Below are 24,074 nucleotides of genomic sequence, written 5' to 3' on the forward strand. Positions count from 1 at the left end.
GCTCTGTGCAACGAGAACCCACCACAGACCAACTCGAAGAACTCATCACGCGTCTCATACGAGAACACCTTCGGCAACGCCCACACCCCTCATCAAGCAGGCGTTGCTTAGACCGATGGACTCCGCCATGGTCGAAGCGGCGTGTTCCCCGGTCGACCGGGGAAAGTGTCGGCCCCTTCAGCGGAACGGCCGCATGAGCTCCCGCAGCAGGCCGGCGAGCGCGTCGCGGTCGGGGGCGGGGAGCTCGGCGAGCAGGGCCGCCTCCGCGTCGACCAGCGCGGCGAAGGCGTTGTCGACGGCGGTCTTGCCCTCGGCGGCGAGCCGGACGAGCACGCCGCGGCGGTCGTGGGGGTCGGGGAGGCGCTCGACGAGGCCGCGGGCGACGAGGCGGTCGACGCGGTTGGTCATCGTGCCGCTGGTCACGAGCGTCTCGCGCAGGAGGCGGCCGGGGGACAGCTCGTAGGGTTCGCCCGCGCGACGCAGCGCCGCCAGCACGTCGAACTCCCACGTCTCGATGCCGTGCTCCGCGAAGGCCCGGCGCCGGGCGAGGTCGAGGTGCTTGGAGAGCCGGCTGATGCGGCTGAAGACCTCGACGGGGCCGAGGTCGAGGTCGGGTCGCTCGCGCGCCCACGCCTCCGTCAGGTCGTCCACCTCGTCCCGCATGCCCCGCATCGTAGCCGCGATCGAGAATCTTGACATCAAGATGTCGGGGGCGCACCGTGGGTGGCATGGCCTGGGACCCGAGCGACTACCTGACCTACGCCGACGAGCGCGGCCGTCCGTACGGCGAGCTCCTGGCCCGCGTCGCCGTGGAGCCCGACCGGGTCCGGCGCGTCGTCGACCTCGGGTGCGGCCCCGGCAACCTCACGGCGCTGCTCGGACGCCGCTGGCCCGACGCCACGGTCGTCGGTGTCGACTCCTCGCCGGAGATGCTCGAGCGCGCCCGGCGCGACCACGCCGACGTGCCGGGCCTCTCCTTCGCGCGCGGCGACGTCCGCACGTGGACCGCGTCGGCCCCCGTCGACGTCCTGCTGTCCAACGCGACGTACCAGTGGGTGCCGGGGCACCTCGACCTCCTGCCGGGCCTGCTCGCGCAGGTCGCGCCCGGGGGAGTGCTCGCGTTCTCGGTGCCGGGCAACGTCGACGAGCCGAGCCACGTGCTGCGCCGGGAGCTGGCGGCGACCGCGCCGTACGCCATGTTCACCGCCGGCGTCGCCGACCCGGCGGCGCACGACGCGGCGGCGTACCTCGGCGTGCTCGCCGGCGCCGGCGCGCAGGTCGACGCGTGGGAGACCACCTACCTCCACGTGCTCCGCGGCGAGGACCCGGTGCTGACGTGGATCAGCTCGACCGGCGCCCGGCCCACGCTCGAGGCGCTGCCCGCCGACCTGCGCGAGCGGTTCCGCAGCGAGCTCGGGGAGCTGCTGCGCGCGGCGTACCCCACCACGGTGGTCGGCGGCGAGCCCGCCGTCGTGCTGCCGTTCCGGCGCGTGTTCGTCGTCGCACGGCGTGTGGACGGCGTGGTTACCGAGCAGTAAGGTTCGGGCCATGTCCGCCGTGCTGAACCTCTGGAAGCAGACCACGCAGCTGCCCGTCGTCGGGTCCCTCGTGGGGAAGCGGGTGTTCTCGCTGGCGTTCGCCCAGAAGGCGCCCTACTTCGCCACGATCCGGCCGCGGTTCACCGAGCTGCGTCCCAACTATGCGGAGCTGCTCATCCCGAAGCGCCGCGGCGTGCACAACCACATCGGCACGGTCCACGCGATCGCGCTCTGCAACGGTCTCGAGGCCGCGATGGGAGCGCTCGCGGAGGTCACCATCCCCGCGGACAAGCGCTGGATCCCCAAGGGCATGGACGTGGCGTACACGGCCAAGGCCGACAGCGACATCCGGTGCATCGCCGAGACCGACCCGGAGCAGTGGACGGGCGACGACCCGGACCTGCCGGTGCGCGTGCGCGGGGTGCGGGCCGACGGCGAGGTCGTCATCGAGGGCGTCATCCGGCTCTGGGTGACGCCGAAGAAGCGCTGAGCCCCTCCGACGTCACCCAGGCGTCCCGCCCCCCGGCAGGTCGCGGTCAGACGGTGCGCTGGTCGGCCGTCCCCACGGCCGACACCTCCAGCTGCTTCTTCTCGCCGACGAAGCGTCGCTGCACGACGTTGGCGAGCGCGGTGAGCAGCAGGTTGAGCACGAGGTAGATGCCCGCGATGACGATGAACACGGGCACGTGGTTCTGGAACTCCAGGTAGAGCGGCCGCGCGAGCGCGGTCAGGCCCGGCGCCGCGATGGCGTAGCCGAGGCTCGTGTCCTTCAACGTCACCACGCACTGGCTGATGATGGCCGGGATCATGATCTTCACGGCCTGCGGCAGCAGGATGATCCAGACGACCTGGGTCTTGCGCATGCCGATGGCGTACGCCGCTTCCGCCTGCCCCGAGGGCACCGCCAGGATGCCGGCACGGAACACCTCCGCGAGCACGGCGCCGTTGTAGAGCGACAACGCCCACACGACGCACCAGAACGGGCCGGTCGAGCCGTTGTAGATGCCGTAGACCGAGAAGAAGAAGATCATCAGCATCAGGACGGGGACGGCGCGGAAGAACTCGACGAGCGCCCAGGACGGGACGCGCACGACGGCGTGGTTCGACAGCTTGCCGATGCCGAGCACGAGGCCCAGCAGGACGGCGCCGACGATGCCGCCGGCGGCCATCTTCAGCGTCTCGAGGACGCCGTCGACGAGGATGCGCTCCAGGTAGGCGGGGGTCACGAAGACCTCCCACTTGTCCCCCTCGAGCTGGCCGCTCGACGAGAGCCGCCAGCCCACCAGCGCCAGGAGGGCGAGGAGGGCGACGACGGTCAGGACCGTGTAGAGACGGTGCCGCCGGACGGTCTTGGGACCGGGGGCGTCGAACAGGACACTCGTGCTCATCGCGCGACCCTCCAACGTCGTTCCATGCGGTTGCTGGCGAAGGACACGATCTCGACGAGCAGCACGAAGCCGCCGGCGAACACCGCGAGCAGCCACCACCGGTCACCGGGGTTGGCGTCGGTGAGCTGCTTGAGCTGGTAGGCCGTCTCGAGCACGGTGATGGCGATGGCCACGGTGGTGTTCTTGAGCAGCGCGATCTGGGTGCTCGCCAGCGGGGGCAGCGCGGCGCGGAACGCCTGCGGCAGCACGACCTGGCGCATCACCCCCGCGAACGGCAGGCCGATCGCCCGGGCCGCCTCGGCCTGGCCCACCGGCACCGCGTTGATGCCCGAGCGGATGGCCTCGCAGACGAAGCACGCCGTGTAGAGCGTGAGGCCGACGACCGCCGTGGCGAACGCGTTGGTCATGCGGATGTCGCCCCACCCGGTCGGGATGACGATGTCGACGAACCGGAAGGTCACGCCGATCTTCGGCCCCGCGTAGTAGAGGAAGAGCAGCACGACGAGCAGCGGGATGTTGCGCACCGACGTCACGTAGACGCCGGCGGCGCGGCGCATGATCGCCACCGGGCCGACGCGCAGGGCGGCCAGGAACGTGCCGAGCACGAGCGAGCCGATGCCGGCGGCGACGAACAGCAGGATCGCGGTGACGAAGCTGATGACGATCGCCTGGTAGTTCTCGGTGATCGCGGTCATGCGGCTCCTCGGGGTTCAGGGCCTCGGCGCCCACCGGCCCGGGACGACCCGCGGTCGTCCCGGGCCAGCGGCCGCGGGGGGAGGTGGATCAGGAGCAGGAGTCGAGCGTCGGGGGCTCGGGGGTCTCGGCACCCGAGGCGCCGAGGGTCTCCTCGAAGGCGTCCGCCCACGAGCCGTCCTCGAACGACTCCTCGAGCACGCCGTTGATCCACTCGCACATCTCGGGACGCTCGAGGCTGTAGCCGACGCCGATGCGCTCCTCGGAGAACTCGGGGCCGACGACCTTCAGCGCGCCGTCGTACTGCGCCGCGAGGCCCAGCAGGATCGAGCCGTCCGTCGACATGGCGGGCACGGTGCCGTCCGCGACCTGCTCGGCGCAGAGGCTGTAGGTGTCCGCGGGGACGCCGACCGCGCCGGCCTCGGTGACGTTCTCCAGCGAGGTCGAGCCGGAGGCCGAGCAGACCTCCTGGCCCTGGAGGTCCTCGATCGACTCGACGTCGCTGTCCTCGGGCACCAGCACCTGCTGGCCGGTGAGGAAGTACGGACCCGCCTGTCCGACGAGCTCGCGCCGGGCGTCGGTGATGGAGTACGACGCGGCGACCAGGTCGACGCGGCCCGACTGCAGGTAGGGCTCGCGGTTGTCGGAGATGGTCTCCTCGTAGTTCACCTTGCTGGTGTCGTCGGGGTCGATGCACAGGTCGGCGATCAGCAGCTTGGCGATGGCGACGTCGAACCCGCGGGGCAGGTCGTCGTTGGTGCCCTTGAAGCCGAGACCCGGCTGGTCGAACCGGACGCCCACGTTGATCTCGCCCGCGTCGGCCAGCTCCGCCATGCGGGAGCCGTCCTCGAACTTGCCGTCGCAGTCGTCGTCGGCCTCCACCGTGGTGTCGGCACCGCCCACGGCGTCGTCGTCGCTGCCGGCGTCGCCACAGGCGGCCAGGGACGCGGCGAGCACCACGCCCGAAGCCGCGGCCATCATCCTCGTGAGTCGCATCTGTTCCTCCTCGCTCCCCCTCGGTGGGGAGCAGATCGATCCGGTGGGTGGGTCGCGGCGCAGGGAACGCGCCGGATCAGGTCAGGTTCAGGTCAGTGCTTGAGGATCTTCCCGAGGAAGTCCTTGGCCCGGTCGCTCTGCGGGTTGGTGAAGAACTCCTCGGGGGTGTTCTCCTCGACGATCTGCCCGTCGGCCATGAACACGACGCGGTCGGCGGCCGTGCGGGCGAAGCCCATCTCGTGGGTGACCACGATCATCGTCATGCCGCCCTGCGCGAGGCTGACCATGACGTCGAGGACCTCCTTGATCATCTCCGGGTCGAGCGCCGAGGTGGGCTCGTCGAAGAGCATGACCTTGGGCTCCATCGCCAGCGCGCGGGCGATGGCGACGCGCTGCTGCTGGCCGCCGGAGAGCTGCGCGGGGTACTTGTCCGCCTGGTGGCCGACGCCCACCCGGTCGAGGAGCTCGCGGGCCTTGCGCTCGGCGTCGGCCTTCGACTGGCCGCGCACCTTGATGGGCCCCAGCGTCACGTTCTCGAGGATCGTCTTGTGGGCGAAGAGGTTGAAGCTCTGGAACACCATGCCGACCTCGGCGCGGAGGTTCGCGAGCGCCTTGCCCTCCTGGGGGAGCGGCTGGCCGTCGAGCGTGATGGTGCCCTCGCCGACCGTCTCGAGGCGGTTGATGGTGCGGCACAGGGTCGACTTGCCCGAGCCCGACGGGCCGATGACCACGACGACCTCGCCGCGGTGCACGGTCAGCTCGATGTCCTGGAGCACGTGGAGCTGGCCGAACCACTTCTGCACGCCCGACAGCACGACCAGGGGCTCGCCCTGACCTGCCGGCGCCGGGCCTTTCTCCAGCGTCGTCATGCCGCGGGAACCTAGTGCCGCATAGTCCTTTCGGGCCAGTCTCCCTGGTCCTCGCGTGTCAATCGGGACCGATTCGTGACCGTAGGTCCAGGTACGGCGGGGCGTCCGACTCGGCGGGGGCGCGCTCCGCGCCGTACCCTGGGCCGGTCATGCCTGAGACCGCCACGCCCGCCCCGCGCACCTACGACGTCCGCACGTTCGGCTGCCAGATGAACGTGCACGACTCCGAGCGCCTGACCGGCCTGCTCGAGGACGCCGGGATGGTCAAGGCCCCGGCCGGCGAGGACGCCGACGTCGTCGTGCTCAACACCTGCGCGGTGCGGGAGAACGCGGACAACAAGCTCTACGGCAACCTCGGCCACCTCGCGCCGGTGAAGGCGCGACGGCCGGGCATGCAGATCGCCGTCGGCGGCTGCCTCGCCCAGAAGGACCGCGGCGAGATCACCCGCAAGGCTCCCTGGGTCGACGTCGTCTTCGGCACGCACAACATCGGGTCGCTCCCGGTGCTGCTCGAGCGGGCGCGGGTGGCGGAGGAGGCGCAGGTCGAGATCCTCGAGAGCCTCGACGTCTTCCCCTCGACGCTGCCGACGAAGCGGGAGTCCGCCTACGCGGCGTGGGTCTCGATCTCGGTCGGCTGCAACAACACCTGCACCTTCTGCATCGTGCCCAGCCTCCGCGGCAAGGAGAAGGACCGCCGCCCGGGCGACGTGCTCGCCGAGATCGAGGCGCTCGTCGCCGAGGGCGTCACCGAGGTGACGCTGCTGGGGCAGAACGTCAACGCGTACGGCGTCGAGTTCGGCGACCGCCAGGCGTTCTCCAAGCTGTTGCGGGCCTGCGGCGAGATCGAGGGCCTCGAGCGCGTGCGGTTCACCTCGCCCCACCCGGCCGAGTTCACCGACGACGTCATCGAGGCGATGGCGGAGACGCCGAACGTCATGCCCTCGCTCCACATGCCGCTGCAGTCGGGCTCCGACACGGTGCTCAAGGCGATGCGCCGGTCCTACCGGCAGAAGAAGTTCCTCGGCATCATCGAGCGCGTGCGCGCCGCGATCCCCGACGCCGCGATCACCACCGACATCATCGTGGGCTTCCCGGGCGAGACCGAGGCCGACTTCGCGGACACCCTCCACGTCGTGCGCGAGTCCCGCTTCTCGGGCGCGTTCACGTTCCAGTACTCCACCCGCCCCGGCACCCCCGCCGCCACCATGGAGGACCAGATCCCCAAGGCGGTCGTGCAGGAGCGCTACGAGCGTCTCGTCGCGCTCGTCAACGAGATCGCCTGGGAGGAGAACCGGCGCCTCGAGGGCCGCCGCCTCCAGCTCATGGTCGCCGAGGGCGAGGGTCGCAAGGACGCCGCGACCTCGCGCCTCTCCGGCCGTGCTCCCGACAACCGGCTCGTGCACTTCGCGGCCGACTTCTCGCTCGTCGAGGGCCAGGTGCCGCGACCGGGCGACATGGTCGAGGTCGAGGTCACGTACGGCGCGCCCCACCACCTCGTCGCCGACGGGCCCGTGCTGGCGGTGCGCCGCACCCGGGCCGGCGACGCGTGGGAGCGGCGCACGGCCGAGCCCGCCGCGCCGTCGGGGGTCTCGCTGGGCATGCCCACGGTGGGCGCACCCGCCCCGCTCCCGCCCGCCGTCGACGGGTGCGCGGTGCGCTGAGGCGGTCCGCCGTCCCTCAGCCGTCGAGCCCGCGCCCGATCCCGCGAGCGGTGACCTCCAGCGCCGCGACGTGGCGCTGGATGGTGGCCTCGAGGCGCGGCAGGACGATGCCGATGGCCGCGACGACCTCGCCGCGGCGCCGCACCGGCACGGCCACCGAGCAGGCGCCGAGGGTCATCTCCTCGTAGGTGACCGCGTAGCCGTTGCGCTCCACCTGGTCGAGCTGGGCGCGCAGCCGTGCCGGCTGGGTGATCGTGTAGGCGGTCAGGCGCTGCAACGAGGCCATCACCTCCACGCGCACCTGCTCGGGGGCGTGTGCGAGGAGCACCTTGCCGACCCCGGTCGCGTGCAGGGGCAGCCGCGCCCCGACCGAGCTCACCGCCGGCACGGAGGAGTGACCGGCCAACCGGTCGAGGTAGAGCGCGTGGCCGCGGTCGCGCACCGCGAGGTGCACGGTCGCGCGCGTCGTGCCGTAGAGGTCGTGCAGGTAGGGCGAGGCCACGTCGCGCAGGCCCCGCTGCACCGGGGAGAGCAGCCCCAGGTCCCACAGGCGACGCCCCACGACGTAGCGCCCCTCGGGGTCCCGGGTGAGCGCTCCCCACGCCACCAGGTCCCCGACGAGGCGGTGTGCGGTCGGCACGGGCAGGGACGCGCGCGCGGCCATCTCGGTGAGCGTCAACCGGCGGTGGCGCTCGTCGAAGGCGCCCAGCAGCGACAGCGCCCGCATCGTGACGGTGCCGCGGCCGGTCGTCTCCGGAGGTGATGAGACGTGGGTCACGCCGCTCATGGTGCCAGGATCATCCGGCCGCGATGCTGCTTTTGACCCCATCGACCAGGGCTCGGCGGCGCTGCTCGACCACGAGCCGACCGGGCGCCACCGGCACGTCGTGCCGCACGGCGTCGAGGACCTCGGCGTGCAGCGCGTCGAGCTCGTCGACGAACTCCGCGTGGGCGATGACGTAGGCGTCGTTCGCCCGGACGGCGTCGACGACGCACGCCGCCAGCACGGCCGGGTCCATCGCGCTCTCCTGCGCCTGGGCGAACTCGGCGTTCACCGGGTCCTGCGCGGCGTCGAAGGCCGTCGCGTCGTCCGCCCCGGCGCCGCCGACCGCGTCGAGGATCCGGGTGCGGGTGAGGCCCGGGCACAGGCAGGTGACGCCGATCCGCTCCGGCGCGAGCGCCAGACGCAGGGAGGCGCTCAGCCCGCGTACGGCGAACTTCGTCGTCGTGTAGATGCCGCCGGCGTCGAGCATCGGGATCAGCCCCGCCATCGACGCGGTGTTGACCACGTGGCCGCCCCGTCCGTGCCGGCGGATCCGCGGCACGACGGTGACGACGCCGTTCACGACGCCGCCCAGGTTGACGGCCAGCATGCGGTCCCAGTCGTCGTACCCCGCCGTGCTCATCGGGGCCGCGAGACCGATGCCCGCGTTGTTGACGAGCAGGTCGATGCCGCCGAGGTGCTCCTCGACGCGGTCCGCCACCGCGGCGAACGCGACGCGGTCGGTCACGTCCAGCCGGTGCAGCGCCAGCGTCCCGGACCGGCCCGCGATGCCGAGCACGCGCTCGGCATCGGCCAGGTTCGCCTCGCTGTGGTCGGCGACCGCCACCGCCATGCCCTCGTCGAGGAGCGCGGCGGCGACGGCCAGCCCGATACCGCTCGCGCCGCCGGTGACGAACGCGGTCCGGCCCTCGAGCTCACGCACCGCTCACACCACCGCGGAGATCGCGAGGTCGGACAGCCGCTGGAAGCGCAGGACGTTGTCGCCCTCCTCCATGGCGCCCGCCGTGAGGCAGACGAAGGTGACGTCGTTCTCGGGGTCGACCCAGAAGAGCGTCGACCCGGCGCCGTAGTTGCCGAAGGTCCGCGGCGACGTCATCGTGCCGAAGAAGGACGGGGCCACGCCCGTTCCCGAGAGCGCGAAGCCGAAGCCCAGGTTCCCGGGGCCCACCTCCCAGCCGCGTGCCTCCGCGATGCGGCGGTAGAGGTCGTTCGGCTCGTCCCCGGTCTGCACCCGCGTGACCTTGTCGATCACTGCCCGCGAGAGCAGCGGCTCGCCGGACTCGTCGAGGCCGTTGCGGCGGTACATCTCCGCCAGCAGGAAGAGGTCGTGAGCGGTCGTGACCGACCCGACCCAGGGCATCTCGGCGTCGCCGTCGATGACCTCGTTGAGGATCTCGAGGTCGGAGGCCGTCAGCCAGCCCTCCTCGCCGAAGACGGCGCGGATGGGAACGATGCGCGACGCGAGCCGCTCGGGCAGGCCGAAGGCGGTGTCGACCATGCCGAGCGGGTCCAGCACCTCGCGCTGCATCGAGTCGCTGAACCTGGCGTCGCCGTTCACCCGGCGGCACATCTCGCCCATCAGCGCGTGGTTGAGCGCGGGGGAGTAGTTGACGACGCTGCCCGGCACGGCGGCGAGGGGCAGCTCGCAGATCGCGGCGACCACGTCGCTGAGGTCGCCGAGGCGGCGGTAGGGCAGCGGCTCGGGGGTGACGACCATCCCGGCGCGGTGGGTCAGGAGGTGGCCGAGGGTCACACGCTCCTTGTTCGCGGCGAGGAAGCGGTCGTGCCCCAGGAACTCGGGGATCACGTCGACGACGCGGGTGTTGAAGGAGAGCAGGCCCCGGTCGATCGCGTTGTAGACCAGCGTGTTGGTCAACGCCTTCGACACCGAGAGCACGCGGAACACGTCGCTGCGGCTGGCGTGGCGCCCCGCGACGACGTCGGTGCTGCCGAGGGCGGTGTCGAGGACGACCTCGCCGTGACGGGCGACCTTGACGACGGCGCCGTGGTAGAGCCCGCGCTCGATGTCCGCCTCGATCGCCGAGGTCAGGCGGTGCAGCTGGCGGTTGCTCATGCCGCTGGTGGTGCCACGGGGCCCGGGGGTGGTGGCCGCTGCCTGGTCGGGCGCGGTGGGGGGTGCGGTGAGGGTCATGTCGTCTCCTGGTCGGACGGTGGGGTCGGGGTGGGCGGGTCAGCCCAGGGGGCTCGCGGCGAGGGCGCCGCCGTCGATCGGGATCACGGCGCCGGTGAGGTAGCCGGCCTCGGGGCCGAGGAGGAAGCACGCCAGCTCGGCTGCCTCGCTCGGCCGTCCGAGACGTCCCAGCGGCACGCCGGCGACCATCGCGCCGGCGCCGCTCTCGCCGTGGAACTCCTTGAGGGGTGCCTGGAGGGGGGTGTCGGTCATGCCGGGGGCCAGGCAGTTGGCGCGGACGCCGAGGGGTGCCCCCTCCACGGCAGCGACGCGGGTCAGGCCGATGACGCCGTGCTTGGCGCCGGTGTACGCCGCCAGGCCCGTGCCCGCGGTCAGCCCGGCGACCGACGAGGTCGTGACGATCCGGCCGCCGCCGGGCCGCTGCGCGAAGTGGCGCAGTGCCGCACGCAGGCCGAGGAAGACGCCGCGGAGGTCGACGGCGACGACCTCGTCGAACTCGTCGACCTCGGTGTCGGCGAGGCTGGCGAAGCGACCGGGCACGGCCGCGTTGAGGAACACCCCGTCGTAGCGCCCGAAGGCCTCGACCGCTGCCCGGTCGTAGGCCGCGACGTCCTCCTCCGCGGCGACGTCGGCCGCGACGACGAGGAGCCGGTCGCCGCCGAGGTCGCCGGCGACCCGGTCGAGTCCCGCTGCGTCGCGGTCGACGAGCACGACGGCGTGGCCCCGCTCGTGCAGGAGCCGCACGGTCGCCTCCCCGATGCCGCTCGCTGCGCCCGTCACGACGACGGTCCCCGGCTGCTCGCCCATGTCGTTGATCTCCTTCTCGCGGGTGCTCCGCGGGGGTTCCCCGCCGACGTGCCGCGGGTGGGTGGCGGCCGTCGTCCAGGGTCGGGCGACGTCGTGCCGCCGACCCCCGAACTGTCGACGACGCGGCGTGACCGGAGCCACATCGGGCTTCCGTCAGACGGAAGTCGACGCGTGCCAAGGCGATCGTGGCCTGCCCATCCTTCTGCCGGCCGACAGCAGCACGACGCAGCAGCCGGCCCCCCGGCCCACCGGGACCCCTCAGCACTCGGGGTGCTGCGGCCCACGGGTGCCGCCGACCCGACCAGGTGTCGTCCGACGGCCCCGCACCACCACCAGAAAGGCAACACGATGATGCACGCACGACTCCGCAAGCCCGCGGCCGCCGGCCTCGCGGTCCTCGCGACCTGCACGCTCGTCGCCGGCTGCAGCCGCGGCCCCGGCACGACGGGTGCGGCCGCCTCGGGTGGCGAGCAGGTCGAGATCGACCTCGGCGACCAGACGGTCACCGTCTCGGGCCCGCCGCGGATCGCCGTGGTGCTCCCCGGCACCAACAACAGCTACCTGCAGGCGCAGATCGACGAGGTCGAGGACGCGGTCGCCGAGATCGAGGGCGCCACCTACACCGTCTTCGACGGCAAGTTCGACCCGACGACGCAGTTCAACGCGCTCACCAACATCGTGCAGGGCGGGCAGTACAACGCGATCCTCCTGCCCTCGCTCGACTCGAACCTCAACTGCAACGTGGCCTCGAAGGTCGCCCCGGAGAACGACATCGTCGTGGTCGCCATGACCACCGCGCTCTGCGGTCGCACGACGAACGAGGGCGAGGAGCTCTGGCAGCCGGGCACGCTCACCTACCTGGGCGGGGTCGACACGGTCGACTACTGGACCGACTACCTCGAGTACGTCATCGCCGAGAACCCCGGCGAGCAGAAGATGGTGGTCCTGAAGGGACCCGACAACATCGGCATCACCATCAACCTGGACGCCGCGATCGAGAAGGTCACGGCGGAGCACCCGGAGCTCGAGATCGTCGGCCAGGCCAACACCGACTACTCGATCCCGGACGGCAACGAGAAGGCGACGTCGCTCCTGCAGGCCCACCCCGACGCCACGATCGTCTTCTCGGCGTACGTGACCCTCACCCAGGGCGCCGTGCAGGCCGTGGAGGCCGCCGGCCTCGAGGGCGACGTGAAGATCTACGACAAGGGCTCCTCGGAGTACTCGTTCGAGCAGCTGGCCGCCGGCACGATCGAGGCCACCGCCCCGGAGTACCCGCGCACGATCGTCCGCAAGGCCGTCGAGGTGCTCGGCCAGGCGTTCGCCGGCGAGGAGGTCCAGCGCTTCTACCCGAACAGCGGCGCACCGCTGCCCGAGGGCGCCGACCCCGAGACCGGCTTCTTCGTGATCACGGAGGACACCGCGGCCGACTTCCAGCCGGAGTCCTGATGGGCGCCCCGGAGGCCTCGGCGCCCACCCCGTCGCCCACCCGTGCGGCGGCCATCCGCACCCACGGGATCGGCCGCACCTTCGGTGCCGCCGTCGCTCTGGCCGACATCGACGTGACGATCACGGCCGGCACGGTGCACGCGCTCGTCGGCCAGAACGGTGCCGGGAAGTCGACCCTGCTCGGCATCCTCGCGGGTCGGATCGAGCCCACGTCGGGGACGTTCGAGGTCTTCGGGGAGCACGTCTCGATCGGCAGCCCGCGCGCGGCGCGCGCGGCCGGCATCGCGGCGATCTACCAGGAGCTGACGATCATCCCGCAGCTCACGGCGATGGCGAACGTCTTCGTCGCGCGGCCGCGCTCGCGGGCCGGGCTCCTCGACGAGCGCGCGATGCGGCGACGGTACGACGAGCTGTCGGCCCGCCTCGGGGTGCACGTGCCACCCGACGCGATCGCCCGGGACCTGTCGGTGGCCCAGCAGCAGCTGCTGGAGATCATGCGCGCGCTCGACGCGGAGGCGCGGGTGATCTTCTTCGACGAGCCGACGGCGCCCCTCGGGCCGAGCGAGCGCGAGGCCCTCTTCGCCCTCATGCGCGACCTGCGGGAGCAGGGCGTGACGATGGTGTTCGTCTCGCACGCGCTCGACGAGGTGCTGTCGATCAGCGACGACGTCACCGTCTTCCGCGACGGTCGGCTGCGGGCCAGCCGGCCGACCTCGACCTGGACGAAGCAGTCCCTCGTCGACGAGATGCTGGGCCGCTCGGCCGAGATCGCCCTCGCCGAGGTCGCGGCCACGACGGTGGAGGCGGTCACGGGCGCCGCGGACGCCCCGCTCGTGCCGGCCGCCCCGCGGCGCGCCGCCGACGCGGCCCCCCGCGCGGTGGCGACGTCCACCGCAGAGCCCGGGCTCCGGGTCCGCGACCTGTTCGTGTCGGGGTCGTCGGAGGGCGTCTCCTTCGAGGTCCGCGGCGGCGAGATGGTCGGCATCGGCGGTCTGGTCGGCGCAGGGCGATCCTCGGTGCTGCGCGCCCTCGCCGGTCTCGACCGGCGGGCCCGCGGCGAGCTGTGGATCGACGGACGGCAGGTGCCCTGGCCGCGGTCGGTGCGCCAGGCGCTGCGGCACGGCATCGCCCTGCTGCCCGAGGACCGCAAGGGCCAGGGCCTGGTGCTGGGGATGTCGGCCATGGAGAACGTCACGCTCTCGGACCTCGGCGCGGTCGCCACGGCGTCCGTCGTGTCGATGCGGCGGATGCGCCGCGCGGCCGGGGAGTCGGCCGCAGGCTACGGGTTCGACGTGCGCCGCCTCGACGAGCCGGCGCGCAACCTCTCCGGCGGCAACCAGCAGAAGCTGCTGCTGGCTCGCTGGGGCCACCGACGGCCCCGCTTCCTGCTCGCCGACGAGCCGACCCGCGGCATCGACGTGGGAGCCAAGGCCGAGATCCTCGCGACCCTGCAGGGTCTGGCCGCGGACGGCATGGGCGTCCTGCTCGTGTCGTCGGAGCTCGAGGAGGTCGCGACCAGCTGCACGCGCGTCTTCGTCATGTCGGGCGGCCGCGTGGTCGCCGACCAGCCCATCGACCTGGCGACGCGCAGCGTCGAGGACACCGTCGCCGACATCTTGTACGCCGCATTCCACGTGGAGGAGACCCATGTCTGACCTGACCGCCGCCCTGCGCCCCGGCGCGTCCACCGGCGGCGACGCCCTGCCCCCGACCGCGGGCTCCTCGGGTGCCCCCGCGGGTGGCCCGGCCGGCGGGCCTGCCGGTGGGGACACCGCCAAGCGGCGTCGCAGCTTCTCCGACCTCGCCTTCAAGTACGGCATGGTCTGGCTGCTCGTCCTGCTCGTGGGCTGGGCCGAGTGGACCTACCCGGGCTTCACGTCGTGGGGCAACATGCAGAACGTCCTGGCCCAGAACGCGACCATCGGCATCGTCGCCGTCGGCATGACGTTCGTGATGATCTCGGGTGGGTTCGACCTCAGCGTCGGCGCGATCTACGCCGGCTGCTCCGTGTTCTTCGCGCAGTTCGCGCTCTCGCTGCCGATGGAGCTCGCCTTCGTGCTGGCCGTCGCGATCGGTGCCACCGCCGGGCTGGTGAACGGCCTGCTCGTGACCGCGCTGAAGGTCAACCCCTTCGTGGCGACGCTCGGCACCGCCTCGGTCTTCGGCGGCGCCGCGTTCCTCTACTCCGACTCCTCGCCGATCCTCAACAACGAGCCCGGCTTCGAGTGGCTCGGCATGGGCAAGGTCGCAGGCGTCCCGGTCGCGATCCTCGTGCTGGCGCTGGTGTTCGTCATCGGTGGCCTCGTGCTGTCCCGCACCGTCTACGGGCGCTCGCTCTACGCCGTCGGCGGCAACGCGGAGGCGGCGCGCCTGGCGGGCCTGCCCGTGGGGCTGCTCAAGACCAGCGCCTACGTCCTCGTGGGCGCCTGCGCCGGCGTCGCGGGCTGCGTGATCGCCTCGCGGCTGCAGGTGGGCCAGGCCGACATCGGCAGCACCATCGCGCTCGACGCGATCGCCGCGGTGGTCATCGGCGGCACCTCGCTCTTCGGCGGCGAGGGCGCGGTCTGGCGGACGGCGGTGGGTCTCCTCATCATCGCGATCATCCGCAACGTCTCGCAGTCGCGCGGCTTCGACATCAACGTCGAGTCCGTCATCACCGGCTTCATCATCGTCGGTGCCGTGGCGCTCGACGCCTACGCGCGCAACCGGCGTCGGTGACGTCGTGAGGATCCGGGTGGGGGCGGTGCTGCCCCAGCGGGAGCTCGGCACCGACCCCGCGACCGTGCGGCGCTACCTGACGACGATCGAGGACCTCGGGTTCTCCCACGTGCTCACCTACGAGCACGTGCTCGGCGAGGAGCGGGCGCCCGACGCCGAGCCGGGGCCGTACGACGCGGGCAACGACTACCACGAGCCGCTGGTGCTCCTCGGGTTCGCGGCGGCCGCGTGCCGGCTCGAGCTCGTCACGGGCGTGCTGGTGCTGCCGCAGCGCCAGGCCCCGCTGGTCGCGAAGCAGGCGGCCGAGGTGGCCCTGCTCAGCGGGGGCCGGCTCCGGCTGGGCGTCGGGGTGGGCTGGAACCGGGCCGAGTACGACGCTCTCGGCGCGCGCTTCGGCGACCGAGGCCGCCGGCTCGACGAGCAGGTGCGTCTGCTGCGCGCGATGTGGAGCGAGCCCGTCGTCGAGCTCGGCGGCCGGCGGGTCGGGCTCAGTCCCCGCCCCGCCGCGCCGGTGCCGATCTGGTTCGGCGGCTCGAGCCCCGCGGCCTACCAGCGGATCGGCCGGCTGGGCGACGGGTGGCTGCCGCAGGTGCAGCCCGGGCCCGACCTCGACGCGGCGCGTGCGCTCGTCGAGCGTGCCGCCGAGGCGGCGGGGCGCGACCCCGCGGCGCTCGGGATGGAAGGCCGCCTCGTGCTGGACGACGACGTCCACCGCACGGCCGACGCGGTCGGTGCCTGGGCCGCCGCAGGCGCCACGCACGTCAGCGTCGACTCCATGTCGCGCGGGCTCCGGTCCGTCGACGACCACCTGGCGGCCCTGGCCGACCTCGCCGGCGCCCTCGGGCTGCGGGACGGGTCGCCGCGGGAGGCCGCCCCCACCACAGCGAGGGCATCGTGAACGAGCACACCACCCGCACCGAGGTCGCCGTCGTCGGCGGCGGCCCCGCCGGCCTCATGTTGTCCCACCTGCTGCACCTGGCGGGGATCGACAGCGTCGTGGTCGACCACCGTCGGGTCGCGGAGATCGAGAGCACCCACCGCGCCGGCATCCTCGAGCGCGACAGCGTCCGCCTGCTCGTCGACTCCGGGGTGTCCGACCGCGTGCTGCGGGAGGGGCACGAGCACGAGGGCATCGACCTGCGCTTCGGCGGTCGCAGCCACCGCGTGGACTTCTCGACGCTGGTGGGCGCCTCGTGCTGGCTCTACCCGCAGACCGAGGTCTTCGTCGACCTGCACGCCGCCCGCGTGCGCGACGGGGGCGACCTGCGCTACGGGGTCAGCGACACGGCTGTCGGCGGGACCGACGGCCCCGACCCGGAGCCCACGGTCACGTTCGTCGACGCCGAGGGCCGTCGTCAGCGCGTGGTCGCCGACCTCGTCGTCGGGGCGGACGGCTCGCGCAGCATCTGCCGGGCCCTCGTGGCCGGGCGGCGACAGCACTTCCGGGAGTACCCGTTCGCGTGGTTCGGAGTGCTCGTGGAGGCTCCGCCGAGCGCACCGGAGCTGATCTACGCGCGCTCCGAGCGGGGTTTCGCGCTGATCAGCCAGCGCACCGACGTCGTGCAGCGCATGTACTTCCAGTGCGACCCGACGGAGGACGCCGCCGCGTGGTCGGACGACCGCATCTGGGCGGAGCTCGACGCGCGGCTGGCCGGCGACGACGGCTTCACGCTCCAGCAGGGGCGGGTCATCGAGCGCACCGTGCTGCCCTTCCGCAGCTTCGTGCAGGCACCGATGACGCACGGGCGCCTCGCCCTCGCCGGCGACGCCGCCCACACGGTGCCGCCGACCGGGGCCAAGGGCCTCAACCTGGCGCTGTCCGACGTGCGCCTCCTGGCCGAGGCCGTCGAGCGGCTCCTGCGCAAGGACGACGACGGCGCCCTGGGCGCTTACTCCGACCAGGCACTGCGCCGGGTGTGGCGGGCGCAGCACTTCTCGTACTGGATGACCACGATGCTCCACCGCGTGGACGGTGCCAGCGAGTTCGACGAGCTCCGCCAGCTGGGTGAGCTGCAGGGCATCGTGGCCTCACCGCACGGTGCGGCCTACCTCGCCGAGGGCTACACGGGATGGCCGAACGGCTGAGCTCAGGCCGGCGGCTCCGACTCGGCGTCGGCGTCCTCGGACGGCTCGCGGTCGTCGTCGCCCTCGGTGGGCTCCTGCTGCTTGTCGTCCGGCGCGGTGACCTCGTCGGGCAGGTGGTCCTCCACCCCGGGGTTGAGCTCGGGGTCGGGGTCGGCCACCAGCGGCTCGGCGCTCGCGTAGCGGTCGCCCGGCGCCGCGTCGGGGCCGCCGGGGTTGGGCTCGGCGGGCTCGATCGTCGGCTCGGGCTGGGGACCGGGGTCGCTCATCGGGGCTCCTCCTCGGGGCGCGGCACGGTGGTCTCGTTCAGGAGTCGAAGCCGAAGGTGGTGTACGGCGCGAGTCCGGCCCCCACCGTAGCCAGCGCCTCCACGTCCGTCCCCGCGGGCGAGGCGGCCAGCGCCTGCAGCACCGTCAGCTCGTGGGGCACGACAGGGTCGGGCAGCGCGTCGAGGGCGAACCAGCGCAGGTCGGCGCACTTGGCGCCCTCCATCACCCGCGGCTCGCCGGTCCACGCGGGGGCGGCGAAGAAGAAGTCGACGCGCTCGTCGATGGCCGGTGAGACGTCGGGGCCCGGGGCGCGCCGCTGCATCGTGGTGAGGAAGACCAGCTCAGGGTCGATGCCGAGCTCCTCGGCCGCCTCGCGCCGCGCCGCGTCGGGCGCGGTCTCGCCCTTCTCCACGTGACCTGCTGCTCCGGCCGCCCAGTGGTCGTCCATGAAGCCGGTGCCGCTGCGCAGCTGCAGCAGCACCTCGACCGCTCCGGAACCGCCGGGAGCCCCCGGGCGCACGCACACGACGTACGCCGCGGGGACCACCGCGAAGCGGCCCCGGACGGTGTCCGGGGCGCTCGTCGTCACCGGGGGGTGCGGGGGCCGGTGCCCGTGGGACCGGTGTCGCCGTCGTTCTTGCCGTCGAGCTTGTCGAGGCCCTCCTTGGCCTTGACGGTGCCCTTGGCGATCTTGTCGGAGTACTTGCCCTTGGTCTTCTTGTCGGCGAACGCTGCTGCCTTGTCGATGCCGCCGGTGATCTTGTCGCCGTGCTTGTCGACGGCGCTCGACGCCTGCGTGCGGGCCTGGCCCAGGACGCCCTTGAGCTTGTCGCTGAATCCCATGTGCGTGCTCCTCTGAGGTCGGGTGCTGGAAGGATAGCCAGCGTGCCCGCACCGATCCCGCCGCCGATCGTGGCTGTGGTGGGCGCCACGGCGGCCGGCAAGACGGCCCTCTCGGTGGCCCTCGCCGAGCGCCTGGGCGGGGAGGTCGTCAACACCGACGCGATGCAGCTCTACCGCGGGATGGACATCGGCACGGCCAAGGCCAGCGCCGCCGAGCGCCGCGGCGTGCCCCACCACCTGCTCGACCTGCTCGACGTCACGGAGCCCGCCAGCGTGGCCGACTTCCAGGCCCTCGCGCGGTCGGTGATCGCCGATCTGCGCGCCCGCGCCCGGGTGCCCGTGCTCGTCGGCGGCTCGGCCCTCTACACCCGCGCCGTGCTCGACCGCTTCGACTTCCCGGGCACCGACCCGGCGGTGCGGGCGCGCTATGAGGCGCGGCTCGCCGAGGTCGGCGCGCCGGCGCTCCACCGGCTGCTCGCCGAGCGCGACCCGGACGCCGCGGCGGGCATCGTCCCGGAGAACGGGCGGCGCGTCGTGCGGGCGCTCGAGGTCGGCGAGCTGACCGGGCGCCCCTTCAGTGCCTCCCTCCCGCGGCTCGAGCACGTCGACCCCCGCACCCTCCAGGTCGGCGTCGACATCGACCGGCCCACGCTCGACGCGCGGATCGAGCAACGCGTGGACCGGATGTTCGAGGACGGCCTCGTCGCGGAGGTCGAGCGCCTGCTCGCCCGCGGCCTGGCGGACGGGCTGACGGCCCCCCGCGCGATCGGCTACCGCGAGGTGGCGGCCCACCTGGCCGGGGAGCTGTCGCTCGACGAGGCCCGCGCCCGCACCGTGGTCGCGACGCGGCGCTTCGCGCGCCGCCAGGACGCGTGGTTCCGCAAGGACCCCCGGATCGTCTGGGTCGGGTACGACGCGGACGACCGGGTGGATCGCGCCATCGCCGCGGTGCGCGCGCTCGACGAGAGGATCGGTCCGTGACCACCACCTACTACACCGCGTCCAGCCTCGACGGCTTCATCGCGACGCCCGACCACTCGCTCGACTGGCTGCTCAGCCGCGACATGGATCCCGACGGGCTCGGCAGCCACGCCGCGTTCATGGTGGACGTCGGTGCCCTCCTCATGGGGGCGTCCACCTACGCCTGGCTCGTGCGGAACGCCGGAGAAGAGGCGTGGCCCTACGCGGTGCCGACGTGGGTGCTGACGCACCGGGCCGACGAGCTGGCCGCGGCCCGGCCGTCGGCGTGGGCGGAGGCCGACCTCCGGTTCGTCGCCGCGGACGACGACGAGGCCCTGCGCGCGATCCACGTCGAGGCCGTGGCTGCTGCTGCGGCGCTCGCCCGCGCCGGCGTGTGGGTCGTCGGTGGCGGCGAGCTGGCGGGGCGCGTCGCCGACCTGGGGCTGCTCGACCGGGTCGTGCTCTCCTACGCGCCGTGCGTCCTCGGGTCGGGCGCCCCGGTCCTCCCGCGGCGGCTCGAGCTCGCGCTGCGGGAGACCGGCCGCAACCGCGACTTCGTCGTCGCGACGTACGACGTCGTGCGCTGAGGCGTCACGGCGGCCGCTGCGCGCACGTGTCCTACGGCCGCGCAGGGGGGGAATTTCCCCGGTCGACCGGGGAAAGTGTCGCTTCGACCATCAAATTTGATGCGCTCAGTGACACCTTCCCCGGTCGACCGGGGAAAGTGCCGGGCCCACCCGCCTACGGCTGCGCGGCCCGCTCGGCCGGCGTCGGCGTGCCGCGCTCGGGGGTCCAGCCGGGCGGGCCCGCGACGTACCCCCACCGCTCGCGCCAGGTGCGCGCGCCGCGCAGGTCGGCCCAGATCTCGCGGTAGTGGCCGTACTGCAGCTCGAGCAGGTTGAACGTCTCGACCTTCGTGGTCAGGCCGTAGCGGGGGCGTCGGTGCTCCTCGGCGAAGGTGCCGAACAGCCGGTCCCAGACGATGAGGATGCCGCCGTAGTTCTTGTCGAGGTACTCGGGGTCGGAGCCGTGGTGGACCCGGTGGTGCGACGGCGTGTTCATGACGAGCTCGACGGGCCGCGGGAGCTTCTCGACCAGCTCGGTGTGCACGTAGAACTGGTAGACGAGGTTGAGGCCGAACGCGACGTACAACGTCCACGGCGCGAACCCCAGCAGCGGCAGGGGGAGCCAGAAGAAGAACTCGAACCAGGGGTTCCACTTCTGGCGCAGCGCCGTGCCGAAGTTCATGAACTCGCTCGAGTGGTGGGCCTGGTGGCCGGCCCACGCGATGCGGACGCGGTGGCTGAAGCGGTGGTGCCAGTAGTAGCCGAGGTCGACGCCGAGCACGACGAGCACCCAGTACCACCACGTGTCGGTCGGCAGGTGGAACGGCGCGACGTAGGCGTAGACCGCCACGAACCCGACGAACGAGACGACCTTGAAGAGGGTGAGGAAGACCAGCGAGACGACGCCCATGGAGATCGACGCGCGGGCGTCCTTGAGCGCGTAGCCCGTCACGTTGTCGTCGTGGTCGAGCCAGCGCAGCGCCGCCAGCTCCACCAGGATCGTCAGCACGAAGAACGGTGCCGCCCAGGTGACGGGGTTTTTCAGGGGGTCCAGCACGTCCTGCATCACGCACCTCCGGGATATGACTTCGCGGTAACTTACCTCCAGGTCAGTTCCCCTGGCTAGGGTTGCCGCATGACCGCCGCTCCCCGCACCGGGACCAAGGGTGTGCCGCGGGCCGAGCGGGAGGCCCAGATCCTCGAGGCGGCGCTCGACGAGCTCGGCCGCGTGGGCTTCGCTGCCGCCTCCGTCGCCGCGATCGCGCGCGGGGCGGGCATCTCGAAGCCGATGGTCTACAGCTACTTCGGCTCCAAGGAGGGCCTGTACGCCGCGTGCGTCGACCACGCCGGGTCCGTCGTCGCCGACGAGGTCGAGCGCAGCGCCGCCCTCGGGGCCGTCGGGCTCGAACGCGGCCTCCTCACGGTCGCCGGGCTGACCGAGGCACTCGACGGGCGGCCCCACCTGTGGCGGGTGCTGTTCGACCCCACGGCGCCGAGCGTCGGCCCGGCCGCCGAGGCCGCGCGTCGCCACACCGTCCGGCTGCACGCGCGGGCCGTCGAGGGCGTGGGGGAGATGCTGCGCCTCGCCGGTGACACCGACCCGGTCGACCTCGACCTCATGGTGCAGGTCTGGGTCGGCATCCTCGACACGGTGATGCGCTGGTGGGCGGACCACCCCGACGAGGGCGGCGCCGCGGTGCTCGCCCGCGCCGAGCGGGTGGTGGGCGCGCTCGTCGACGTGCGCTGAGCGGCCGGCTGCTCAGCCCCGGCCGGCCGGGGCTGAGTCGAGCACCCGGCGCACCCACGCCACGACCGCCGCTGGTGCGTGCCGTGGCGCCAGCACGCCCGAGTGGTGGGTCGGCCAGGCGCGGGCGGTCACGGGCACCCCGTCCGCCCGCCAGCGCCGGACGAGGGCGGCGGTGAGGGGAGCCGGGGCGACCTCGTCGAGGAGGCCGAGGTCGATCCGCACCGGGACGCGGGGCAGCACGAGGTGGCGCACGTCCTCGGCGCGCAGGCGGGCGAGGAGGGCGGCGCGGGCGGTGGCCCCGCGGGGACCCCAGACGGCGGCCGGCGCCAGGCCGCCCCACGACGTCCCCTCCGCCAGCTCGACGAGGCAGCGCTCGTCGAGGTGGTGCCACCGGGCCCGCGCCGACGGGGACAGGCCGCCGTCGAGCAGCAGGTCCTCGAGCGCCGGGTCGACCGTGGTCGCTCCCCGCAGCATGAGGCCGGTCAGGGCCGTGACGACACCGGTGCCGGGCGCGCGCACGCGCACGCGGCTGGCGAGGCCGATGGTGCGGTCCATCCGGGTGACCGGGGTGAGGGCCGCGACGCCGCGCAGGTCGTGCCCGCTCCGGTGGTCGAGGCGCGCCCGGGCCGCCGCGTGCAGCACCGCGACGGCGCCCTCGGAGTGGCCGACCGCCACCCAGGCGTCCCCGATGCGTGGGTCCAGCGCGCGCCGGGCGGCCGCCATGTCGAGCACGGAGCGGGCGAGCGACGCGCCGATGAGGTAGGGGTGCGGACCGGGGCTCCCGATGCCCTCGTAGTCGGGACGCAGCACCGCCACGCCGTGCGCGAGGAGCCCCCGGCAGACCTCGTCGCCCTGCGTCATCCGCCTCCGCTCCGGGTGCTCCGGCGTGCAGGCGCTCGGCGCGGAGCGGTCGCCGCCGCCGGTCGTCATGTGGCCGTACACGGCGTAGGGCCAGCCGCCCGGCGGGGGCGGGGTGGCCGGCAGGTGCAGCAGCCCGGTCTGCTCGACCGCGGCCCCCCGCACGTCGTGGGAGGCGAAGCGCACGACGCGTCCGGGGATCACCAGCGCCCCCGGGGCAGCCGACGGCGCAGGCGGGCCGGCACGAGACCGATCCGCTGGCCGGGCGCGCGGTCGGCGCGCTCCAGGAGGTCGGCGAAGAAGCGGGCCACGGGCTCGAGCTGGTCGACGTCGACCTTGTCGAGGGTGTCGGCGTCGTCGTACAGGTAGAGCGGCCCCGAGATGAGGCTGACCGTCGGCACGCCCGCCAGGAGCGTGAAGGACGCGTCGGTCGGGATGCCCGTGCGGGACAGCTCGAACGGCGCCGCGTTGAGCAGGCTCGTGCTGTGCACGCCGTGGCGCCGCAGCGCGCGCACGAGCTGCACCTTCCACCACGGGTTGAGGTTCTCGAAGAGCCCCCGGGGCTCGGTCGCCTCCAGGGTCTCGAAGCCGCCGTCCGCGCCGCGTCGGGCCCGCCGCCCCACGTGCTCGATGGTCAGGTTGAGCACGATGTCGTACGGCGAGGCCGGGTCCAGCACGTAGCGGCGGGTGAGCTCCTGGTGGGCCTGGTAGCCCGTGAAGTGCGTGTCGAAGGTCGTGAACAGCACGTTCTTGCGGGGACGCCACCCGGCGCGGACGCGGGCGGCGAGGTGCTTGGCGAGGGCGATCACCTCCGCGGTCCCCGTCGCGTCCTCCACGGCGCCGGGGCCGACCGAGTCGTGGTGCGACTGCACCATGACCGTCTCCCGGCTGCGTCCCGGGAGCAGTCCGAGCACCGTCTGCGAGGTGACCTCGTCGCGCTCCACGGGCAGCACGAGCTCGGCGGTGGACCCGGCACGCAGGCGCGCGCGCAGCCGTGCGCCGGTGGCGGCGGTGATCCAGGCGCCGGGCAGGTCGAGGAGGTGCCGTCGGTAGTACTCGTTGTGGTAGCGCACCGACTCCGGGTAGTCCCGCAGCACGCCCACGACCGCGGCGGCCCCCGCCTCCCGGGCCGCCGCCACGACGCGCGTCAGCGACGTGACGTAGGGGTTCCGGCTGCTCATCACCTCGCGGCGCAGCACCCGGCGACCCGGGTCGTGGAACCACTCCGTCACCGGCAGCAGCGACCAGAGCGCCATGTCGAAGGAGAGGTCGAAGAGCACGACGGCGCCGCGGGCCGAGGCGCCCGGGAGCCCGCCGGGTCGGCGCAGCACGGCGGGGTCCGCGCCGATGTCGACGACCCGCCCGCGGACGGTGCCGCCGAGCGGGCCGACGGCGTCGTGCGCCGGCAGCGCCGAGTGCAGGATCGGTGCGCACTCGACCGGGTCGCCGTCGACGGTGAGCCGGCAGTCGGTGGCCCGCCAGGCGTACGACGGCACCTCGAGCACCTCGGTCCGCAGGCCGGCGGCGGCGAGCCGCCCCTCGACGTACGCCGCGGCAGCGCGCCCGCCGGGGGTCCCGGTCGCGCGCGGGGCGAGCGCGACGAGGTCGCGGACCGTGTCGAGGATGCTGTCGCCGTCGAGGTGCACGCCGCGAGCCTAGGTCTGCGACGGGTCGTAGCCACGGTCTGCACCGAA

At 73.2% G+C, this 24,074-nt stretch carries 26 protein-coding genes; 11 read left to right on the plus strand and 15 right to left on the minus strand.

Features of this window, described 5'->3' with window-relative positions; genetic code table 11:
- Window positions 1-177: 177 nt before the first annotated feature.
- The gene (locus G3T38_RS09635) at window positions 178-663 is read right to left on the minus strand and encodes a MarR family winged helix-turn-helix transcriptional regulator (protein WP_163772101.1); all 486 of its coding nucleotides are present in this window, start codon (window positions 661-663) and stop codon (window positions 178-180) included.
- Between the two features lie 65 nt (window positions 664-728).
- On the opposite strand from G3T38_RS09635, the gene G3T38_RS09640 reads away from it, so the two are divergent.
- Entirely contained in the window at window positions 729-1,538 is an 810-nt protein-coding gene (locus tag G3T38_RS09640; RefSeq protein WP_163772102.1) for a methyltransferase domain-containing protein, read from the plus strand.
- Between the two features lie 10 nt (window positions 1,539-1,548).
- Window positions 1,549-2,028 (plus strand): hotdog fold domain-containing protein, encoded by a 480-nt coding sequence (locus G3T38_RS09645; RefSeq protein ID WP_163772103.1) that lies wholly within the window; start codon window positions 1,549-1,551, stop codon window positions 2,026-2,028.
- A 46-nt stretch (window positions 2,029-2,074) separates the two neighbouring features.
- On the opposite strand, the gene G3T38_RS09650 is transcribed toward G3T38_RS09645, so the two are convergent.
- The 4 genes from G3T38_RS09650 to G3T38_RS09665 form a co-directional block, all read right to left on the minus strand.
- Window positions 2,075-2,926 (minus strand): amino acid ABC transporter permease, encoded by an 852-nt coding sequence (locus tag G3T38_RS09650; RefSeq protein ID WP_163772104.1) that lies wholly within the window; start codon window positions 2,924-2,926, stop codon window positions 2,075-2,077.
- Window positions 2,923-3,621, minus strand: a complete 699-nt coding sequence (locus G3T38_RS09655) for an amino acid ABC transporter permease (RefSeq protein ID WP_163772105.1) — start codon at window positions 3,619-3,621, stop codon at window positions 2,923-2,925. The genes G3T38_RS09650 and G3T38_RS09655 overlap by 4 nt, the downstream gene beginning before the upstream one ends.
- Before the next feature lie 88 nt (window positions 3,622-3,709).
- Window positions 3,710-4,615, minus strand: coding sequence for a transporter substrate-binding domain-containing protein (locus tag G3T38_RS09660; RefSeq protein ID WP_163772106.1), 906 nt, complete (start codon window positions 4,613-4,615; stop codon window positions 3,710-3,712).
- Window positions 4,616-4,707: 92 nt separating this feature from the next.
- Window positions 4,708-5,484 (minus strand): amino acid ABC transporter ATP-binding protein, encoded by a 777-nt coding sequence (locus G3T38_RS09665; RefSeq protein ID WP_163772107.1) that lies wholly within the window; start codon window positions 5,482-5,484, stop codon window positions 4,708-4,710.
- Window positions 5,485-5,633: 149 nt separating this feature from the next.
- Here G3T38_RS09665 and miaB point away from each other — a divergent pair, with 149 nt between their 5' ends.
- The gene (miaB, locus tag G3T38_RS09670) at window positions 5,634-7,145 is read left to right on the plus strand and encodes a tRNA (N6-isopentenyl adenosine(37)-C2)-methylthiotransferase MiaB (RefSeq protein ID WP_163772108.1); all 1,512 of its coding nucleotides are present in this window, start codon (window positions 5,634-5,636) and stop codon (window positions 7,143-7,145) included.
- Between the two features lie 16 nt (window positions 7,146-7,161).
- Here miaB and G3T38_RS09675 read toward each other — a convergent pair whose 3' ends face one another.
- Genes G3T38_RS09675 through G3T38_RS09690 form a run of 4 tightly spaced genes read right to left on the minus strand, consistent with a single transcriptional unit; the run spans window position 7,162 to window position 10,888 of the window.
- A complete protein-coding gene (locus G3T38_RS09675) occupies window positions 7,162-7,932 on the minus strand; it encodes an IclR family transcriptional regulator (RefSeq protein ID WP_163772109.1) in 771 nt (256 codons plus the stop codon).
- Window positions 7,933-7,942: 10 nt separating this feature from the next.
- Window positions 7,943-8,851 carry an SDR family NAD(P)-dependent oxidoreductase gene (locus tag G3T38_RS09680; RefSeq protein ID WP_163772110.1) on the minus strand — a complete coding sequence of 303 codons (909 nt, stop codon included), beginning with the start codon at window positions 8,849-8,851 and terminating at the stop codon, window positions 7,943-7,945.
- A gap of 3 nt (window positions 8,852-8,854) precedes the next feature.
- Complete coding sequence (locus tag G3T38_RS09685) at window positions 8,855-10,081, minus strand: serine hydrolase domain-containing protein (RefSeq protein ID WP_206675843.1); 1,227 nt, start codon at window positions 10,079-10,081, stop codon at window positions 8,855-8,857.
- 39 nt (window positions 10,082-10,120) lie between these two features.
- Entirely contained in the window at window positions 10,121-10,888 is a 768-nt protein-coding gene (locus tag G3T38_RS09690; protein WP_163772111.1) for an SDR family NAD(P)-dependent oxidoreductase, read from the minus strand.
- Window positions 10,889-11,236: 348 nt separating this feature from the next.
- On the opposite strand from G3T38_RS09690, the gene G3T38_RS09695 reads away from it, so the two are divergent.
- The 5 genes from G3T38_RS09695 to G3T38_RS09715 are packed head-to-tail and all read left to right on the plus strand — an operon-like array spanning window position 11,237 to window position 17,140.
- The gene (locus tag G3T38_RS09695; RefSeq protein WP_163772112.1) at window positions 11,237-12,337 is read left to right on the plus strand and encodes a sugar ABC transporter substrate-binding protein; all 1,101 of its coding nucleotides are present in this window, start codon (window positions 11,237-11,239) and stop codon (window positions 12,335-12,337) included.
- A complete protein-coding gene (locus G3T38_RS09700) occupies window positions 12,337-13,992 on the plus strand; it encodes a sugar ABC transporter ATP-binding protein (protein WP_163772113.1) in 1,656 nt (551 codons plus the stop codon). The genes G3T38_RS09695 and G3T38_RS09700 overlap by 1 nt, the downstream gene beginning before the upstream one ends.
- Window positions 13,985-15,055 carry an ABC transporter permease gene (locus G3T38_RS09705; RefSeq protein ID WP_206675844.1) on the plus strand — a complete coding sequence of 357 codons (1,071 nt, stop codon included), beginning with the start codon at window positions 13,985-13,987 and terminating at the stop codon, window positions 15,053-15,055. The genes G3T38_RS09700 and G3T38_RS09705 overlap by 8 nt, the downstream gene beginning before the upstream one ends.
- A 4-nt stretch (window positions 15,056-15,059) precedes the next feature.
- Window positions 15,060-15,953 (plus strand): LLM class F420-dependent oxidoreductase, encoded by an 894-nt coding sequence (locus G3T38_RS09710; RefSeq protein WP_338037572.1) that lies wholly within the window; start codon window positions 15,060-15,062, stop codon window positions 15,951-15,953.
- Window positions 15,950-17,140, plus strand: coding sequence for a 4-hydroxybenzoate 3-monooxygenase (locus G3T38_RS09715; protein WP_338037573.1), 1,191 nt, complete (start codon window positions 15,950-15,952; stop codon window positions 17,138-17,140). Before G3T38_RS09710 ends, G3T38_RS09715 begins: the two co-directional genes overlap by 4 nt.
- A gap of 2 nt (window positions 17,141-17,142) precedes the next feature.
- Here the strand turns inward: G3T38_RS09715 and G3T38_RS09720 are convergent, their stop codons facing one another.
- From G3T38_RS09720 to G3T38_RS09730, 3 genes are read right to left on the minus strand one after another with little or no spacing between them, the layout of a single operon-like run.
- Complete coding sequence (locus tag G3T38_RS09720; protein ID WP_163772114.1) at window positions 17,143-17,406, minus strand: hypothetical protein; 264 nt, start codon at window positions 17,404-17,406, stop codon at window positions 17,143-17,145.
- 37 nt (window positions 17,407-17,443) lie between these two features.
- Complete coding sequence (locus G3T38_RS09725) at window positions 17,444-17,995, minus strand: NUDIX domain-containing protein (RefSeq protein WP_163772115.1); 552 nt, start codon at window positions 17,993-17,995, stop codon at window positions 17,444-17,446.
- Window positions 17,992-18,249 carry an antitoxin gene (locus tag G3T38_RS09730; protein ID WP_163772116.1) on the minus strand — a complete coding sequence of 86 codons (258 nt, stop codon included), beginning with the start codon at window positions 18,247-18,249 and terminating at the stop codon, window positions 17,992-17,994. The genes G3T38_RS09725 and G3T38_RS09730 overlap by 4 nt, the downstream gene beginning before the upstream one ends.
- Before the next feature lie 42 nt (window positions 18,250-18,291).
- Between G3T38_RS09730 and miaA the strand changes: the two genes are divergently transcribed.
- Window positions 18,292-19,230 (plus strand): tRNA (adenosine(37)-N6)-dimethylallyltransferase MiaA, encoded by a 939-nt coding sequence (gene miaA / locus G3T38_RS09735; protein ID WP_338037574.1) that lies wholly within the window; start codon window positions 18,292-18,294, stop codon window positions 19,228-19,230.
- Window positions 19,227-19,796: a dihydrofolate reductase family protein gene (locus G3T38_RS09740; protein ID WP_163772117.1), complete on the plus strand. Its 570-nt coding sequence runs from the start codon at window positions 19,227-19,229 to the stop codon at window positions 19,794-19,796. Before miaA ends, G3T38_RS09740 begins: the two co-directional genes overlap by 4 nt.
- Before the next feature lie 154 nt (window positions 19,797-19,950).
- Here G3T38_RS09740 and G3T38_RS09745 read toward each other — a convergent pair whose 3' ends face one another.
- Entirely contained in the window at window positions 19,951-20,841 is an 891-nt protein-coding gene (locus tag G3T38_RS09745; RefSeq protein ID WP_174267835.1) for a sterol desaturase family protein, read from the minus strand.
- A 69-nt stretch (window positions 20,842-20,910) separates the two neighbouring features.
- On the opposite strand from G3T38_RS09745, the gene G3T38_RS09750 reads away from it, so the two are divergent.
- Entirely contained in the window at window positions 20,911-21,522 is a 612-nt protein-coding gene (locus G3T38_RS09750) for a TetR/AcrR family transcriptional regulator (protein ID WP_163772119.1), read from the plus strand.
- 12 nt (window positions 21,523-21,534) lie between these two features.
- Here G3T38_RS09750 and G3T38_RS09755 read toward each other — a convergent pair whose 3' ends face one another.
- Both G3T38_RS09755 and G3T38_RS21550 read right to left on the minus strand, forming a co-directional pair.
- Complete coding sequence (locus tag G3T38_RS09755; protein WP_163772120.1) at window positions 21,535-22,584, minus strand: lipase family protein; 1,050 nt, start codon at window positions 22,582-22,584, stop codon at window positions 21,535-21,537.
- Window positions 22,581-24,026: a M28 family peptidase gene (locus G3T38_RS21550; protein ID WP_163772121.1), complete on the minus strand. Its 1,446-nt coding sequence runs from the start codon at window positions 24,024-24,026 to the stop codon at window positions 22,581-22,583. The genes G3T38_RS09755 and G3T38_RS21550 overlap by 4 nt, the downstream gene beginning before the upstream one ends.
- Window positions 24,027-24,074: the final 48 nt, after the last annotated feature.

Origin of the sequence: Nocardioides zeae (assembly GCF_010686755.1) — a bacterium.
GTDB lineage: Bacteria > Actinomycetota > Actinomycetes > Propionibacteriales > Nocardioidaceae > Nocardioides > Nocardioides zeae.